Origin of the sequence: Aeromonas sp. JL9 (genome assembly GCF_024436075.1) — a bacterium.
Taxonomy (GTDB): Bacteria; Pseudomonadota; Gammaproteobacteria; order Enterobacterales; family Aeromonadaceae; genus Aeromonas; species Aeromonas veronii.
Window position 1 is genome coordinate 26391 of the sequence record NZ_JANFNV010000012.1, and the last position, 17633, is coordinate 44023.

General features: G+C 60.9%; 14 protein-coding genes. 8 read left to right on the forward strand and 6 right to left on the reverse strand.

Annotation, left to right across the window (positions count from 1 at the left end; translation table 11 throughout):
- Positions 1-3: 3 nt before the first annotated feature.
- Positions 4-1749 carry an arginine--tRNA ligase gene (argS, locus tag NOM06_RS10880; protein WP_236293509.1) on the reverse strand — a complete coding sequence of 582 codons (1746 nt, stop codon included), beginning with the start codon at positions 1747-1749 and terminating at the stop codon, positions 4-6.
- 310 nt (positions 1750-2059) lie between these two features.
- Here argS and NOM06_RS10885 point away from each other — a divergent pair, with 310 nt between their 5' ends.
- From NOM06_RS10885 to NOM06_RS10895, 3 genes are all read left to right on the forward strand, one after another.
- Positions 2060-2626, forward strand: a complete 567-nt coding sequence (locus tag NOM06_RS10885; RefSeq protein ID WP_101530424.1) for an LON peptidase substrate-binding domain-containing protein — start codon at positions 2060-2062, stop codon at positions 2624-2626.
- A 140-nt stretch (positions 2627-2766) separates the two neighbouring features.
- Positions 2767-3336, forward strand: a complete 570-nt coding sequence (locus NOM06_RS10890) for a sigma-70 family RNA polymerase sigma factor (protein ID WP_005355542.1) — start codon at positions 2767-2769, stop codon at positions 3334-3336.
- On the forward strand, positions 3329-4024 hold the full coding sequence (locus NOM06_RS10895) for a ChrR family anti-sigma-E factor (protein ID WP_255911619.1): 696 nt from the start codon (positions 3329-3331) through the stop codon (positions 4022-4024). The genes NOM06_RS10890 and NOM06_RS10895 overlap by 8 nt, the downstream gene beginning before the upstream one ends.
- A gap of 71 nt (positions 4025-4095) precedes the next feature.
- Here the strand turns inward: NOM06_RS10895 and bacA are convergent, their stop codons facing one another.
- The 5 genes from bacA to galE all read right to left on the reverse strand — a co-directional run bounded on the left by bacA (position 4096) and on the right by galE (position 9290).
- Entirely contained in the window at positions 4096-4911 is an 816-nt protein-coding gene (gene bacA / locus NOM06_RS10900; RefSeq protein ID WP_040069717.1) for an undecaprenyl-diphosphate phosphatase, read from the reverse strand.
- A gap of 115 nt (positions 4912-5026) precedes the next feature.
- Entirely contained in the window at positions 5027-6016 is a 990-nt protein-coding gene (gene galM / locus NOM06_RS10905) for a galactose-1-epimerase (protein ID WP_255911621.1), read from the reverse strand.
- Positions 6013-7161 (reverse strand): galactokinase, encoded by a 1149-nt coding sequence (gene galK / locus NOM06_RS10910; protein ID WP_255911622.1) that lies wholly within the window; start codon positions 7159-7161, stop codon positions 6013-6015. The genes galM and galK overlap by 4 nt, the downstream gene beginning before the upstream one ends.
- Positions 7158-8216 (reverse strand): UDP-glucose--hexose-1-phosphate uridylyltransferase, encoded by a 1059-nt coding sequence (locus NOM06_RS10915; protein WP_255911674.1) that lies wholly within the window; start codon positions 8214-8216, stop codon positions 7158-7160. Before NOM06_RS10915 ends, galK begins: the two co-directional genes overlap by 4 nt.
- Before the next feature lie 60 nt (positions 8217-8276).
- On the reverse strand, positions 8277-9290 hold the full coding sequence (galE, locus tag NOM06_RS10920) for a UDP-glucose 4-epimerase GalE (RefSeq protein WP_255911624.1): 1014 nt from the start codon (positions 9288-9290) through the stop codon (positions 8277-8279).
- A gap of 200 nt (positions 9291-9490) precedes the next feature.
- On the opposite strand from galE, the gene NOM06_RS10925 reads away from it, so the two are divergent.
- The 5 genes from NOM06_RS10925 (at position 9491) to mglC (ending at position 17611) form a co-directional block, all read left to right on the forward strand.
- Entirely contained in the window at positions 9491-10498 is a 1008-nt protein-coding gene (locus tag NOM06_RS10925; protein ID WP_041915397.1) for a substrate-binding domain-containing protein, read from the forward strand.
- A 189-nt stretch (positions 10499-10687) separates the two neighbouring features.
- On the forward strand, positions 10688-13747 hold the full coding sequence (locus NOM06_RS10930; RefSeq protein WP_255911626.1) for a beta-galactosidase: 3060 nt from the start codon (positions 10688-10690) through the stop codon (positions 13745-13747).
- Between the two features lie 276 nt (positions 13748-14023).
- On the forward strand, positions 14024-15010 hold the full coding sequence (mglB, locus tag NOM06_RS10935; RefSeq protein ID WP_005340747.1) for a galactose/glucose ABC transporter substrate-binding protein MglB: 987 nt from the start codon (positions 14024-14026) through the stop codon (positions 15008-15010).
- Between the two features lie 53 nt (positions 15011-15063).
- Complete coding sequence (gene mglA / locus NOM06_RS10940; RefSeq protein WP_033136359.1) at positions 15064-16584, forward strand: galactose/methyl galactoside ABC transporter ATP-binding protein MglA; 1521 nt, start codon at positions 15064-15066, stop codon at positions 16582-16584.
- Positions 16585-16600: 16 nt separating this feature from the next.
- On the forward strand, positions 16601-17611 hold the full coding sequence (mglC, locus tag NOM06_RS10945) for a galactose/methyl galactoside ABC transporter permease MglC (RefSeq protein WP_005342585.1): 1011 nt from the start codon (positions 16601-16603) through the stop codon (positions 17609-17611).
- Positions 17612-17633 lie beyond the last annotated feature (22 nt).

Consider the following 17633-nt stretch of genomic DNA (forward strand, 5'->3'; position numbering starts at 1 on the left):
CTATTACATGCGCTCCAGGGTATGGATGCCCAGTACGCCGAGGCCCAGTTTCAGCACCTTGGCGGTGGCGGCGCACAGCAGCAGACGGCTCTGACGGGTCGCTTCGTCCACGCCATCCTTGTTGATCGGGCAGGCTTCATAGAAGGTCATGAAGTTGCCGGACAACTCGTACAGGTAGGTACAGAGCAGGTGCGGCATGCCCTTGTCGGCCACGCCGTTGACCGCGTCGGAGAACTGGATCAGCTTCTGGGCCAGCACCTCTTCGGCCTCTTCGTTCAGGGTCACGTTGCCGGTCAGCGTCTCGGCATCAATATCCGCCTTACGGAAGATGGACTGGATACGGGTGTAGGCGTACTGCAGGTAAGGGGCAGTGTTGCCTTCAAACGACAGCATCAGATCCCAGTCGAAGATGTAGTCGGTAGTGCGGTTCTTGGAGAGATCCGCATACTTGACCGCGCCCATGGCGATGGCGTTGACCACATTGGCCTTCTCTTCGGCAGAGAGGTCGCTGTTGCGGCTCTCCAGCAGGGCAGCGGCGCGCTCTTCCGCTTCGTTCAGCAGGTCAACCAGCTTGACGGTGCCACCGGAACGGGTCTTGTAGGGACGGCCATCCTTGCCCAGCATCATGCCGAAGGCGTGGTGCTCGAGCGGCACGGATTCCGGCACATAACCCGCCTTGCGGGTGATGGTCCAGGCCTGCATCAGGTGCTGGTGCTGACGGGAGTCGATGAAGTACATGACACGGTCGGCGCCCAGGGTTTCATAACGGTATTTGGCACAGGCGATGTCGGTGGTGGTGTAGAGGAAACCGCCATCGCTCTTCTGGATGATGACGCCCATTGGCTCGCCATCCTTGTTCTTGAACTCGTCTAGGAAGACAACGGTGGCGCCTTCGCTCTCGACCGCCAGCCCCTTGGCTTTCAGGTCGGCAACGATCTCCGGCAGCATGTCGTTGTACATGGACTCGCCCATGATGTCCTTGTTGGTCAGGGAGACATTCAGGCGGTCGTAGTTGATCTGGTTCTGTTCCATGGTCATGTCGACCAGCTTCTTCCACATGGTACGGCAGTACTCGTCGCCGCCCTGCAGCTTGACCACGTAGTTACGGGCACGCTCGGCGAAGGCTTCGTCTTCGTCGTAGCAACGCTTGGCCTGGGTGTAGAAGGCTTCCAGATCCTTGAGTGCCATGTCGCTGGCGTGCTCGTTGGACATCTTCTCCAGATAGGCGATCAGCATGCCGAACTGGGTGCCCCAGTCGCCGATGTGGTTGGCACGGATCACTTTGTGGCCGAGGAATTCCAGCGCGCGCGCAGCTACATCACCGAGTACGGTGGAGCGGATGTGGTGCACCGCCATCTCTTTGGCCACGTTGGGGGCGGAGTAGTCCACCACCACGGTTTGTGGCGCCGGCAACCGTACGTTGGCGTTGGCAGAGGTCACCATGGCCTCGACCTGACCGGCCAGCCAGCGCTGGTCAAAGAAGAAGTTGATGAAGCCGGGACCGGCGATCTCGACCTTGGCGATCAGGTCGGAGGCAGGCAGATGCTCGATGATGGCCGCCGCCAGCTCACGGGGATTCTTGCGGGCCGGTTTGGCCAGCAGCATGGCCAGGTTGGTAGCCAGGTCGCCGTGAGCTTTTTCCTTGCATCGGTCTACTTGCACGCGGGCTTCCAGGTCCGCCGGCAGGACGCCTGCTGACTTGAGATTGGCTACCGTTTGTTCAAGTAGATGATGAATATGCTCTTTCATAACTGACCACCAAGGTTGCGCGTCGAAAAATGACTGATATATAAGGGCGTGAATTTTACCCGCATCGGCCCGAGAAAACTATAGGGATGACCCGCCGCTCGCTGTCGGGCGGATATTTCACTGCGTTTAGCGCCATATTCCAGAATATTGGGCGGAAATTACGGTGCTTATCCATTTCTACTGCATATCGAAGCGGCTTGTCCAGGCTATTTTCCCCTGATTGTTAAGGGTTTTTCCTTTCCGCTGACGGGAATGATCTCCTCCCTCTGGCCCGGCGTATCAACAGAGGTTCCCAACCGAGGAGTTTGCGATGCGACTGGCGCTGTTTCCCCTATCTGCCCACCTGCTGCCCGGCGGCGTCATGCCGCTGCGGATCTTCGAACCGAGATACCAGCGGATGATCGCCGAGGCGGGGGAGTCCGGCTTTGCCCTCTGCATGGTGGACCCTCGCCAGCCCGACGCCCTGCGCAACATGCTGCCCATCGCCACCCGGGTCACCATCATCGATTTCGACCGGCTGCCGGACGGCATGCTGGGGATCACGGTGCAGGGGATGGAGCGGGTGCAGATAGAGGATCTGTGGCAGGAGCAGGATGGCCTGCGTATCGGCGAGGTGACGCCGCTGACGGCCTGGCCGCCCCGCCGGCTCCATCCCGATCAGCAACCGCTGGTCGAGGCATTGCGGGAGGTGTTTGCCGACTATCCAGACTATGCCGCCCTCTATCCCGCCCCCCGCTGGGATGATGGCAACTGGGTGGCCCAGCGCTGGCTGGAGGTGCTGCCGATCCCCCCCGAACAGAAGCAGCTGCTGCTGGCCGCTGCCGACAATCAGCCCGCCATCGCCCTGCTCAAGGGGGTGCTGGTGGCCAGCCACTGATTTTTTCTGACCCGCTGATCCGCCAGCGCCGCAGCGCCGTACAAGTCATCACCACAGCATGTTCGACAGCACACCAAAGGGATGGCGCAATGGCATATACTGGCCAACCACACTCGACCATACGCAGGACCTCGCCCGTGATGGATAACCCGGATGGCGACCTCAAATCTCTGCTGATCAGGGTGGCAGAGCAGGCCGACAAGGCTGCTTTTGCCCGCCTGTTCCAACACTTTGCGCCGCGTATTCGCAGCTACGGCCTGCGCCACCTCGGCAGCGAAGCCAACGCCATGGAGCTGGTGCAGGAGACCATGCTGCTGGTGTGGCAGAAGGCACGCCTCTACCACCCCGAGAAGGGGGCGCCGACCACCTGGATCTACACCGTGATGCGCAACCAGTGCTTCGACATGCTGCGCCGTCGTCGCGCCAGCAAGGAGGATCTCTGTGCCGAGGAGCTGTGGCCGGTGCTGGAGTTTCAGGCCGAAGAGGAGCACCTAAGCGGGGGGGAAGATGCGGTGCTGACCCGTCAGATGGCCCACTATCTGGGCACCCTGCCGGAGCCGCAACAGCAGGTGGTGCGCGGCATCTATCTGCAGGAGTTCTCCCAGCAGGAGCTGGCGGAGCGACTCGGCGTGCCGCTCGGCACCATCAAGTCCCGTCTTAGACTGGCGTTACAGAAATTGAAAGAGCAAGTGGAGCAAGGCCATGATTAAAGCCCATCCGACCGACCCTATGCTGCGTGCCTTCGCCGCCGACGAGCTCCCTCTGCCGCTGGCGGTGGGGCTCTCCGCTCACTGTGAACTCTGCCCCGATTGTGCTGCCCGACTGAAGACATTCGAAGAGGAGCTGGCGCAGCAATATCTTGCTTCGCCAGCAGAGCCCGAGCTGGCCTCTCGGGATGAAGTGGGACTGGACGCCGGATTCGACGCCATGCTGGCGGATATTCTGGCGCAGCCGCTGGCAGAGCCCCTCTCCGAGCCAACACATGACCAGCCCCGAGCCCAGCCCGGCGAGCTGGAGGTGGCCGGTCACGCCTACCGTTTGCCACGGGTGCTGGCCCGCTATCGTTCGCCCAAGTGGCGCCATATCGGGGCTATTCGTCAGCATAGTTTGCCGCTGGACGAGATGGGGGCACGCGCCAGCTTGCTCCATATCGAAGCGGGCGGCCGCATCCCCGAGCACACCCATCAGGGTTATGAGCTGACCCTGCTGCTGGCGGGCAATATTCAGGATGGCGATACCCTTTACAAGGCGGGGGATTTCATCTGGCGTGATGCCAGCCACTCACACAGTCCGCATACGCCCGATGGCTGCCTCTGCTACACGGTGCAGGATGCGCCGGTGCAGTTCACCAAAGGGCTGTCGCGGCTGCTGAATGGCATCAGCCAGCACCTCTACTGAGCACCATGACGCCATAGAAAAAGGGACCAAGTTGGTCCCTTTTCTCATTTCATTTCATTGCAGGCTGCCGGTCAGGCGACAAACACCAGATAGACGGCGAACGCCACGATAAAGCGGTAGATGGCGAACGGGATAAAGTCGATGCGGCGGATCAATGTCAGGAAGGTCTTGATCGCAAACATCGCTACCACGAAGGCGGTGATAAAGCCCACAGCAAACATCGGGAAGTCGGCCATGGAGAGGAAATCGCGGCTCTTGTAGAGATCAAGCCCGCTGGCCGCCACCATCATGGGCACCGCCATGATGAAAGAGAACTCGGCGGCGGCGTGACGGCTGATCCCCATCAGCATGCCACCACTGATGGTGGCGCCGGAGCGGGAGAAGCCGGGCCACAGGGCCAGACACTGGAACAGACCGATGCCGAACGCCTGCTTGTAGCTGATGTCATCCAGGGTCTCGGCTGTGACGGCCGGGCGGAACTTCTCGGCGATGATGAGCAGGATGCCCCCCGCGACCAGCGCGTACATGACGGTCTGTGGGCCAAACAGGTTGGCCTTGATCCAGCTGTGGATGGCCAGACCGACCACGATGGCGGGCATCATGCCGAGGATGACATGCACCAGCGACAGGGTGGCATGATCCTGAGAGGGCTTCTGGCCGAAGTGGATGCCAATCAGACCAAACAGGCGGCGCCAGAAGACAGCGACCACGGCGAGGATGGAGCCAAGCTGGATCACCACTTCGAAAGTGGCAGCCTTTGGGCCTTCAAAGCCCAGCAGATGGCCGACGATAATCATGTGGCCGGTGGAGGAGACGGGGAGGAACTCGGTCAGCCCCTCGACGACGCCCAGAATAAAGGCGACCAGCAGGCTATAAGTGTCAGTCATCGAACAAACAATCCTTAACTTCGTTGATGTAAAAACGCCCCGAAAGGGTCTCGGGGCGGCATATCTTGCTCGATTGTGACTGCTGAGGCTATGTAAAAATCATGAATTCTTTAAGTTAGTCGCGGATAAAGCGGTAGCGGGTCTGGTGGTGATAACGCCCGCCCGGCAGCAGCCAGGGGTTGCCCAGCTCGGGGCGATTGGGGCTGTCCGGCAGCTGTTGCGCCTCAAGACAGAAGCCGTCGTGATCCCGGTGCGACAGGCCGCTGCGGTTCGGGGTATTGGCCAGCCAGTTGCCGGTGTAAAACTGCAGCGAGGGTTGGTTGGTGTAGACCTCCATCGCCAGCTGCTTGTCGCCAGAGACTATCCGAGCGGCCCATTCTGATGTCGGGCCGTTGAGCACAAAGCCATGATCGTACCCCTTGGCCTGTTGCTGCTGAGGATGGCTCAGCCAATCCTGCCCGACAAGGCGCTCGCGGCACAGATCGAATGGCCCCTCCACCGGGGTGATGGCGATCGGCAAACCGCTCGGGTCGGTCGGCAGGAAGTGGTCGGCATTGATGCTGATGAGGTGGTCACGCACATCGCCGCCATCGGTTTGCCCATCGAGATTGAAATAAGCGTGGCTGGTGAGGCTGACCGGCGTCGCGGCATCCGTGCTGGCGATGAAATCCACCACCAGATCGCTCTGCTCCAGCCGGTACTCCAGCGTCACCCGCAGATTGCCGGGAAAGCCCTGATCTCCCGCCCGGGAGAGCAGCGCCAGCTTGACCCGATCTGCTTCCAGCTCCTTGATCTGCCAGCGCTGGCGATGAAAGCCAGCCTGCCCGCCATGCAGGCAGTTGGGGGCCTGATTGGCATCCAGCGACCAGTGCTGTCCATCACGCACCAGCTCGGCACCGCCGATGCGGTTGGCAAAGCGTCCTGCCACCGCGCCCAGCCACACCTGCTGGGTGGGATAGGCGTCGTCGGCACAGCCCAGCAGCACTTCACGGCGCTGGCCCGCTACCGGCAGGGTGAGGGAGGTGAGGGTGGCGCCAAAATCGAGGCCGCGCAGGCGCAGCCCCTCCTCGTTTTCCAGTTCGAATGGCGTCATGGTGCTGTTCATAGCTTGCCTGCACCGGCGTTGGCAGAGCAGACGTAGCAGTCGGCCTTGAGGCCGAAGCGGGTCGGATACTCGGCTTCAACCGCGGCAATCACCTCGGCTACTTTCTCGGGGCGCAGCAGGGCGACCACGCAGCCGCCGAAGCCGCCGCCGGTCATCCGCACGCCGCCATCTGTGCCGATTTTAGCCTTGATGATCTCCACCAGACCGTCGATGGCGGGCACTGTGATTTCAAAGTCATCGCGCATGGCGGCGTGCGACTCGGCCATCAGCTCGCCGAGACGGGTCAGGTCGTGGCTCGCCAGTGCATCGGCGGCGGCCAGAGTGCGGGCGTTTTCACCGACGATGTGGCGGGCACGACGATAGCAGGCCTCATCCAGCCCGGCCTTGCCCGCTTCCAGTCCGGCCAGATCAAGGTCGCGCAGCGCCTTGACCCCGTAGTGGCGGGCAGCCGCTTCGCACTGCTGGCGGCGGGTGTTGTATTCGCTATCCACCAGACCGCGGCGCACATTGGAGTTGACGATCAGCACCGCCAGATCGGTGGGCATGGGGATGAGGCGAGTCTCCAGCGAGCGGCAGTCGAGCAGCAGGGCGTGGTCGGTTTTGCCGCTGGCGGAGATCATCTGATCCATGATGCCGCAGTTGCAGCCGACGAACTGGTTCTCCGCCTGCTGACCGTTGAGGGCGATCTCGGCCTGGCTGATATCGAGCCCCAGCGCTTCTTTGAATGCCTGACCGATGGCTACTTCCAGCGAGGCAGAGGAGGAGAGCCCCGCCCCCTGCGGCACGTTGCCGGAGACCACCAGATCGAGGCCGCGCAGGGCATAACCGCGCTCCTGCAGATACTTCACCACGCCGCGGATGTAGTCGCTCCAGCGTTGGCTGGGGTGGTGCTCGATGGGCTGGTCGAGGTCGAACTGGTCGCGCTGGTTGTCGTAGTCGGCGGCGATCACCTGCACTTGCCGGTCATCGCGCAGGCCGATGGCGACGCAGGTCTCGTAGTCGATGGCGCAGGGCAGCACGAAGCCGTCGTTGTAGTCGGTATGTTCACCGATGAGGTTGACGCGGCCGGGGGCGCGCACCAGCAGATCGGGCGCTTTGGCAAATTGCTCGGCAAAAACGGTGCTGACGCGTTGGCTGGGGGTCATAGGGCCTCCTCATTGGTGTGGCTGGTCTGGTTGTAGTGAACGGGGCTCAGGGCACGCAGCCGCTCGGCAGCCTGCTCGGGGGTAAGGTCGCGCTGGGTTTCGGCCAGCATCTCGAAGCCGACCATGAATTTGCGTACGGTGGCGGAGCGCAGCAGGGGCGGATAGAAGTGGGCATGCAGCTGCCACGCCTCGGGGCAATCCGATTTGGGCGGCGCAAAGTGCCAACCCATGGAGTAGGGGAAGCTGCACTCGAACAGGTTGTCGTAGCGGCTGGTGAGCTCCTTGAGCGCCACCGCCAGATCCTGTTGCTGGGCCTTGGTCAGGTTGAGCATGGAGGGGACGTGCGCCTTGGGCAGCAGCAGGGTTTCGAACGGCCAGGCGGCCCAGAAGGGAACTACGGCGAGCCAGTGCTCGGTCTCCACCACGATGCGCGAGCGATCCGCCAGCTCCCGCTCCACATACTCCAGCAGCATGGGACGGCCATGCTCGGCCAGCCAGTCGCACTGGTGCTGCTCTTCGCGGGCGATCTCGTTGGGCAGGAAGTCGCTGCCCCAGATCTGGCCGTGGGGGTGTGGGTTGGAGCAGCCCATGACGGCGCCTTTGTTTTCAAATACCTGCACCCACTCCCACTGGGCCGACAGCTCGGCGACCTGATCCATCCAGGTGGTGATCACCCCCTCGATGGCGGGCAGCGGCAGCTCGGGCAGGGTCTTGCCGTGATCCGGCGAGAAGCAGATCACCCGGCTGGTGCCGCGGGCGGCTTCCAGCTTCAACAGGGGATCGCTGGCGCTATCGGCGGCCGGGGTATCCTGCATCAGGGCGGCGAAGTCGTTGGTAAAGACGAAGGTGCCCTTGTAATCGGGGTTGATGCCGCCGGTGACCCGGGTGTTGCCCGCGCAGAGGAAGCAGTCGAGATCGTGGGCCTGTTTGGGGGCCTGACTCACCTTCTCCACCTGTCCCTGCCAGGGGCGTTTGGCCCGGTGGGGGGAGACCAGCACATACTGGCCGGTCAGCGGGTTGAAGCGGCGATGGGGATGATCGACGGGGTTGAACATCATCTCTCCTGAATAAAGTATTGAAAAATAGAGTCGTTTATTACCGGGGAGCAAGCAGGCCTACTCTTCGTAACCGTTCGGATTGGCGGATTGCCAGCGCCAGCTGTCGGCGCACATGGCGTCGATGTTGCGGGTCGCCTGCCAGCCCAGTTCACGCTGCGCCTTGGCCGGATCGGCCCAGCAGGCGGCGATGTCGCCCGGGCGACGCGGCTCGATGCGAAATGGCAACGGCTTGCCACAGGCAGCAGAGAAAGCGGCGACCAGCTGCAACACGCTCTGGCCCTGGCCGGTGCCCAGGTTGTAGGTGTGCACGCCCCTCTTGCCGGCGCAGTGTTGCAGTGCCTTGACATGCCCCTCGGCGAGATCCATCACGTGGATGTAGTCGCGTACGCCGGTGCCGTCCGGGGTGGGGTAATCGTTTCCAAAGACCGACAGGCAGTCGCGACGGCCGATGGCGACCTGGGTGATATAGGGCATCAGATTGTTGGGAATGCCTTGGGGATCTTCCCCCATGGTGCCCGACTCGTGAGCGCCGACCGGGTTGAAGTAGCGCAGCAGGGTCATGCTCCAGTGCGGCTCGGCCAGCTGCAGATCCTCGAGGATCTCCTCGATGATCAGCTTGGAGCGACCGTAGGGGTTGGTAGCGCGGCGGGGGAAATCCTCGCGGATCGGCAGAGTGGCGGGATCGCCGTAGACGGTAGCTGATGAGCTGAACACCAGATTGTGCACGCCAGCCCGCTTCATCGCCTGTAGCAGGGTGAGGGTGCCGCCGAGGTTGTTCTCGTAGTAATCCAGTGGAATGCGGGTCGACTCACCGACCGCTTTGAGGGCGGCAAAGTGGATCACAGCATCGATATGCTGCTCGGCGAAGATCCTGTCCAGCAGGGCCGCATCGCGAATATCCCCTTGATAGAACAGGGGTTGCTGGCCGCTGATCGCCGCGACTCGGGCCAGCACGCTGCGCTTGCTGTTGCCGAGGTTGTCGACCACCACGGGATTCATGCCTGCCGCTTGCAGGGCCAGACAGGTGTGGCTGCCGATATATCCGCAACCGCCGGTGACCAGAACGTTCATCTTGCTCTCCACTGAAAAGTGTCTGGAAGCAGTCTAGCCGAGGGTGTGGCGACCAAACTGTGAGCTTGCTTGCAAAATAGTGTAAACGATTACACTATTTTGTGATCATCCTGACGGCAGATATGCGTTTCACCCCTGTTTTCAAAGGGTTTGCTGGGTATAATGGTACTCTATTGCACAGTGAAAGAAGTGAAAACAGCATGAGCACCATCAAGGATGTCGCCCGTTTGGCCAATGTGTCGGTGGCAACGGTTTCACGGGTGATGAACAACTCCCCCAAGGCCAGCGCTGCGTCTCGCGAAGTGGTGCAGAAGGCCATGGCCGAACTGGGCTACACCCCCAACGCCAACGCGCGGGCACTGGTTAGCCAGACTTGCGACACCATGGGGGTGGTGGTCGGTGATGTAGCCGATCCCTTCTTCGGTGCACTGGTGAAGGGGGTCTCCGGCATCGCCGTCGAGCAGAACCTTCACCTGCTGATGGGTAACGGTTTTCACAAGGCGCGTCAGGAGCGTGAAGCGATCGAGCTGCTGATCGGCAAGCGTTGCGAGGCGCTGGTGGTGCACAGCAAGGCGCTGAGCGACGAGGAACTTTACGATTACGCCATGCGAGTGCCCGGCATGGTGCTGATCAACCGCGATATTCCGGCCCTCAAGGGGCGCTGCATCGCCCTCAACAATCGGCTGGGTGCGGCTACGGCGACTCGCCACCTGATCGAACTGGGTCACCGCCATATCGCCTTTATCAGCTCGGATCACGCCATCGAGGATGCCACCTTGCGTCTGCAGGGCTATCAGGATGGATTGATGGAAGCCGGTCTGGCAGCCGATCCCGAGCTTATCGAGAGCGGCACGCCGAACGAGGAGGGGGGGGAGCGCGCCATGCTCAACCTGCTGGCCAAGGGGCTCAAGGTGACCGCCGTGGTGGCCTATAACGATGCCATGGCGGCGGGCGCCATCTCCGTGTTGGCGGACAACGGCCTGCGAGTGCCGGAGGAGGTCTCGGTGGTGGGCTTCGATGACATCATCTATGCCAGATATTTGCGCCCCAAGCTCTCCACCATGCGCTATCCCATCGAGCTGATGGCGGCCCAGGCGGCCAAGTTGGCCATTCAGCTGGCGGCGGGGGAGAGTGACGCGACCCAGAGCCGGATCTATACCCCCACCCTGATCAATCGCCACTCGGTGGCACCGGTTCGGGCCGGATAGCCCCCTTTTGTGGCCCTGTTCGGGGCCGTTTCTTGCACAGTTATTGTTTTACCTATTTTTAATCATTTTTACTCCGCTTTACTTAACAAAATTAGTGTAATCGTTTACATCTGTGTGAGCGAGATCGCCGTTCCCTGCGTCATACTTCTCTAGACTGAATACGTTTTCTAATCAGCAGGGAGAGTGTGAATGCTCAGGGAGATAGTGGCGCGTCAGGATTGGCAGACTCAGGCCATCACGTCGGTAAACCGGCTGGCTGCCCATACCCCCATGTTCAGCTGGCGCAGCGAAGCGGATGCCTGGGGTGATCTGGCCTCTTCCTCCCGTCTCTTGCTCGATGGCGAGTGGCGCTTCTCCTACTTTGCCGCTCCCGAATTGGTGCCCGAGAGCTGGCTGGCGCAGGATCTGGTGGATGCTTGCCCCATTACAGTGCCGGGCAACTGGCAGCTGGATGCCGCCTATCCGGCTGCGCGGCCGCTCACCGATGGCCCCATCTACACCAATATCAAATACCCCTTTCCCTGCGATCCGCCCCGGGTGCCAGCAGAGAACCCCACCGGTTGCTACTCCCGCGAGTTCGATCTGCCCGCCGACTGGCTGGCCAGCGGCCAGAGCCGGATCATCTTTGACGGGGTGAGCAGTGCCTTCCACCTCTTCTGCAACGGCCACTGGGTCGGCTACTCCCAGGACAGCCGCCTGCCCGCCGAGTTCGATCTGACCTCGTACCTGCAGGCTGGTCGCAACCGGCTGGCGGTGCTGGTGCTGCGCTGGTCCGATGGCTCCTATCTGGAAGATCAGGATATGTGGTGGCTGTCGGGGATCTTCCGCTCCGTCAGCCTGCTGCACAAACCGGCCCGCCATCTGATGGATATCCGGGTGACCCCCGAGCTGGATGCCTGCTATCGGGATGGCCGTCTCAAGATTGCACTGCAGGTGGCCAATGGGGCCGGTCTGTCGGTGGAGGCCAATCTCTATGACGGTAGCGAGCGGGTCGCGACCCTGCGCCAGCCGATCGGCACCCAAGCCATTGATGAAAAAGGGGCGTATGACGATCGCGCCGAGTTCTGGCTCGACGTGGCTGCGCCGCACAAATGGAGCGCCGAGACGCCTCACCTCTATCGCCTGACCCTGACCCTGCTGGACGAGCAGGGCGAGCCTATCGAGAGCGAAGCCTATGATGTGGGCTTTCGGAGAGTGGAGATCCGTGGCGGTCTGCTGCGGGTCAACGGTCAGCCGCTGCTTATTCGCGGTGCCAACCGTCACGAACACCACCCCGCCAAAGGCTATGCCATTGATCGCGCCACCATGGAGCGGGAGCTGCTGCTGATGAAGCGGCACAACTTTAACGCGGTGCGCTGCTCCCACTATCCCAACCATCCCGACTTCTATCGCCTTTGTGATCGGCTCGGTCTCTATGTGGTGGACGAGGCGAATCTGGAGACCCACGGCATGACCCCCATGGGGCGGCTGGCGCGGGATCCAGCCTGGAGCAACGCCTTTCTGGAGCGGGCGACCCGCATGGTGGCGCGGGATTTCAACCACCCCTCCATCATCATCTGGTCGCTCGGCAACGAGTCGGGTTACGGCCCGGCCCACGATGCCATGTATGGCTGGATCAAGCGCAGCGATCCGAACCGTCTGGTGCAGTACGAGGGGGGCGGGGCCGATACCCCGGCCACCGACATCATCTGCCCCATGTATGCCAGAACCCATCAGGATCAGCCCTTCCCGGCGGTGCCCAAGTGGGCGCTGGCCAAGTGGATCGGCCTGCCCGGCGAGCACCGGCCGCTGATCCTTTGCGAGTACGCCCACGCCATGGGCAACAGCCTGGGGGGCTACGCCCACTACTGGCAGGCATTTCGCGACCATCCACGCCTGCAGGGTGGGTTTGTCTGGGATTGGGTCGATCAGGGGCTCGACAAATACACCGCCGATGGTCGCCACTACTGGGGCTATGGCGGCGATTTTGGTGATGTGCAAAACGATCGTCAGTTCTGCTGCAACGGCCTGCTGTTCCCGGATCGCACCCCCCATCCAGCCCTGTGCGAGGCAAAGCGTGCCCAGCAGCCGTTCCGCTTCACTCTGCTTGAGCACACCCCGTTGCGGGTGCGGATCGAGAGCGAATATCTGTTCCGGGAAACCGACAACGAGCGGCTGTGCTGGCAGCTGTGCGAGAACGGCCATGTGCAGCAGCAAGGGGAGGTTTCCCTCATGCTGGTGCCGCAAGGGGTGGTCGAGTTGACCCTGAGCGAGGCGTTGCCCACCTTTGCGGCAGGCTCACTGGCCTGGCTCGATCTGGCGATCGTTCAGCCACAGGCCACCCTCTGGTCGCAGGCGGATCACAAGGTCGCCCGTCAGCAGTTCACCCTGCCGACCCCCCTTGCCCTGCCTGCTCCTGCCGCTGCCGCCACCCTGAGCGAGCAGCCGGATGGCTGGCGGATCACTGCCGCCAACAGCCAGTGGTTGCTCGACAAGCAGAGCGGCCGCATCACCAGTTGGCAAAAATCGGGGCAGGAGCAGCTGCTGGCGCCGATCATGGATCACTTCTACCGCGCGCCGCTCGACAACGACATCGGCACCAGCGAAGCGGATCACGCTGACCCCAACTCCTGGATTGCCCGCTGGCAGGGCTGTGGTCTCGGTCAGTGGCAACACCGCTGCTTAGGGATCGCGGTCGCCGGAGGGGATATCCGGGTCAGCCATGGCTACTTCCACCACGATGAGTTGCTGTTGGTGAGTCACTGGCATCACCGCTTTACCGACGATGGCGCCATGAGCCTGGAGATAGAAACCGAGCTGGCACAGGTGCTGCCATCGCTGCCGCGGATCGGTCTGCTGCTTCATCTGGCCGAGGTACCGGCGCGAGTCGAATGGCTTGGGCGTGGGCCGCACGAGAACTATCCGGATCGTCTGCTGGGCGCCGATCTTGGTCGCTGGAGCCTGCCGCTGGAGGCCATGCACACCCCTTACATTTTCCCGAGTGACAACGGCTTGCGCTGTGATACCCGCCAGTTGCAGCTGGGCAGCACTATGGTGAGCGGCAGCTTCCATTTCAGTGCCAGCCGCTTCAGTCAGCAGCAGCTGGCCGCCGCCCGTCACCAGAGCGATCTGGTGGCTGAAGAGGGGCTGTGGGTCTGCCTCGATGGCGCCCACATGGGGGTGGGCGGTGATGACTCCTGGAGCCAAAGCGTGCGTCCCGAGTATCAACTGCTCGAGCGTCGTTACCGTTGGGGCTGCACTCTCCGTTAAGCCAGCTATGGAGGCGACTGCCTGGCCAGTGCGCCATTTTGACAACAGACCAGTAACGACTAGCCTCAATGCTGTGGGAAAGATTGAGTCTCAAATCTGATTTTTATTTATATGTATTTGAAAAATAAATATAAAGTTTCAATGTAACAGAGTGTAAACGTTTTCATTTTGTCGTCATGATCACAGAAGAAATGACAACAAACTGATTACATTGATTGGCGCTTGCTCAATTGCTCGCCACCCTACAACACAGATAGACACATCGGAGCACACATAATGAAAAAACTGACCACAGTTGCCGCCCTGCTGATGGGCATGATGGCTGGAGCCAATGCCCAGGCTGACACTCGTATCGGGGTAACCGTCTACAAATACGACGACAACTTCATGGCGGTCGTGCGCAAGGCCATCGAGAAGGAGGCGGCAGCCACTCCGGGGGTGGAACTGCTGATGAACGACTCCCAGAACGACCAGTCCAAGCAGAACGACCAGATCGACGTGCTGCTGGCCAAAGGGGTGAAGGCGTTGGCCATCAACCTGGTTGACCCCGCTGCGGCCCCGGTGGTGATCGAGAAAGCCCGTGGCGAAGATATCCCGGTAGTCTTCTACAACAAGGAGCCGAGCGCTACCGATCTGGCCAGCTACGACAAGGCCTACTACGTGGGCACTGACTCCAAGGAGTCAGGGATCATCCAGGGTCAACTGATTGCCAAACACTGGAAAGCCCATCCGGAGTGGGATCTGAACAAGGATGGCGTGATCCAGTTCGTGCTGCTGAAAGGGGAGCCGGGCCACCCGGATGCCGAAGCGCGCACCTCCTACGTGGTCAAGACCCTGAACGATGGTGGCGTCAAGACTGAACAACTGCACATGGATACCGGTATGTGGGATACCGCCATGGCGAAAGACAAGATGGACGCCTGGATCTCCGGCCCCAACGCCAACAAGATCGAAGTGGTCATCGCCAACAACGATGGCATGGCAATGGGTGCAGTCGAGTCACTGAAAGCCCAGGGTAAGACTGCCATTCCGGTATTCGGCGTCGATGCGCTGCCGGAAGCGCTGGCCATGGTCAAGAGCGGTGCCATGGCGGGTACCGTGTTGAACGATGCGGCCAACCAGGCCAAAGCCACCTTCGAGCTGACCAAGAACCTGGCTGAAGGCAAACCGGCCGGTGAAGGCACCAAGTGGAATATCGTCGACAAGGTAGTGCGTGTTGCCTACGTCGGTGTGGATAAAGACAACCTGTCCCAATTCGAGTAATTCCCTCCTCCAGGGCAAGGGAGATCCCCTTGCCCTTTTTTCAACCAGATGTGATGGCTGATATGACAACACAGCAACAATCAGAATGGCTGTTGGAGATGATTGACGTCAGTAAGAGCTTTCCCGGCGTCAAGGCACTCGATAATGTCAATTTACGGGTCCGTCCTCATTCTGTGCATGCGTTGATGGGCGAGAACGGAGCGGGAAAATCCACACTGCTCAAGTGCCTGTTCGGCATTTACGAGAAGGATCAGGGCAAGATCTTCTTCAAGGGGCAGGAGATCAACTTCACCTCCTCCAAAGAGGCGCTGGAAAATGGCGTCTCCATGGTGCATCAGGAGCTCAACCTGGTGCTGCAGCGTACCGTGATGGACAACATGTGGCTCGGCCGCTACCCCACCAAGGGGTGGTTTATCGACCACGGCAAGATGTATGACGACACCAAGCGCATCTTCGATGAGCTGGATATCGACATCGACCCCAAAGTGAAGGTCGCGACCCTGTCGGTCTCCCAGATGCAGATGATCGAGATCGCCAAGGCGTTCTCCTACGATGCCAAGATCGTCATCATGGACGAACCCACCTCCTCCCTGACCGAGAAAGAGGTGAACCACCTCTTCAAGATCATCAACAAGTTGAAGGATAAGGGGTGCGGCATCGTCTACATCTCCCACAAGATGGAGGAGATCTTCCAGCTCTGTGACGAGATCACCATATTGCGGGATGGCCAGTGGGTGGCAACCCAGCCGCTCAAGGGCATGACCATGGATCAGATCATCGGCATGATGGTCGGCCGTGAACTGACCCAGCGCTTCCCGGAGAAGACCAACCAGCCGAAAGAGGTGATCCTCGAGATCGAACACCTGACGGCGAAGAACCAGCCCTCCATTCAGGATGTGACCTTCAACCTGCACAAGGGGGAGATCCTCGGCATTGCCGGACTGGTGGGGGCCAAGCGCACCGACATCGTCGAGACTCTGTTCGGCATTCGCGATCGCAGCCAGGGCAGCATCAAGCTGCACGGCAAAGAGGTAGCCAACCACAACGCCCACGAAGCGATCCGCAACGGCTTTGCGCTGGTGACGGAAGAGCGCCGCTCCACCGGTATCTACTCCCGGCTCGATATTGCCTTCAACTCCCTGATCGCCAACATGGACAGCTACAAGGGCTCCATGGGGCTGCTCAGCGACAACAAGATGAAGAGCGATACCCAGTGGGTGATCGACTCCATGCGGGTCAAGACGCCGACCCAGCAGACCCAGATCGGTTCCCTCTCCGGGGGCAACCAGCAGAAGGTGATCATCGGTCGCTGGCTGCTGACCCAGCCGGAGATCCTGATGCTCGACGAGCCCACCCGCGGCATCGACGTCGGTGCCAAGTTCGAGATCTACCAGCTCATCCTGGAGCTGGCGAAGAAGGACAAAGGGATCATCATCATCTCGTCAGAGATGCCGGAATTGCTGGGGATCACCGACCGCATCATGGTGATGAGCAATGGCCGGGTCGCCGGGATCGTCAATACCAAAGAAACTGACCAGAGCGAGATATTGCGCCTGGCATCTCTGTACCTCTAGAGACAGGAAGACATTTATGGAGTCGGCTAAAAATTTCAATCTGATGCAGGCGCTCAAGGAAAACGCCATCTATCTGGTGCTGCTGGTGCTGCTCATGGTCATCGTGATCCAGGAGCCCTCCTTCCTGAGCCTCACCAACTTCAGCAACATCCTGACCCAGTCCTCGGTGCGGGTCATCATAGCGCTGGGGGTGGCGGGCATCATCATCACCCAGGGGACGGATCTCTCGGCCGGTCGTCAGGTCGGTCTGGCGGCACTCATCGCGGCAACCATGTTGCAGGCGCTGACCAACGTCAACAAGGTGTTCCCGACGCTGGGGGAGGTGCCCATTCCTGCGGTGATCCTGCTGGTGTGTGTGGTGGGTGCCCTGATTGGTCTGGTCAACGGTCTCATTGTGGCCTACCTGAACGTCACCCCGTTCATTACCACCCTGGGCACCATGATCATCGTCTACGGTATCAACTCCCTCTACTTTGACTCGGTAGGGGCCTCGCCGGTGGCCGGGTTTGACCCTCGCTTCTCCAGCTTCGCGCAGGGCTTTATCCGGATAGGAGGATTCAAGCTCTCCTATCTCACCTTCTATGCGGCCATTGCCAGCGTCTTTGTCTGGGTGCTGTGGAACAAGACCCGCTTTGGCAAAAACATCTTCGCCATCGGCGGTAACCCTGAGGCTGCCAAGGTCTCCGGCGTCAACGTGGCGGTCAATCTGGTGATGATCTATGCGCTGGCTGGGGTCTTCTACGCCTTCGGCGGCATGCTGGAAGCGGGCCGGATCGGTAGCGCCACCAACAACCTTGGCTTCATGTACGAGCTGGATGCCATCGCGGCGTGCGTGGTGGGCGGGGTGTCGTTTGCCGGCGGGGTGGGAACGGTCGCGGGTGTGATTACCGGCGTACTTATCTTCACCCTGATCAACTATGGCTTGACCTATATCGGCGTCAGCCCTTACTGGCAGTTCATCATCAAGGGCGGCATCATCATTCTGGCGGTGGCCCTGGACTCCATGAAGTACGCCAAGAAGAAATAACGATTGGCAGAGAGGGTTGGCG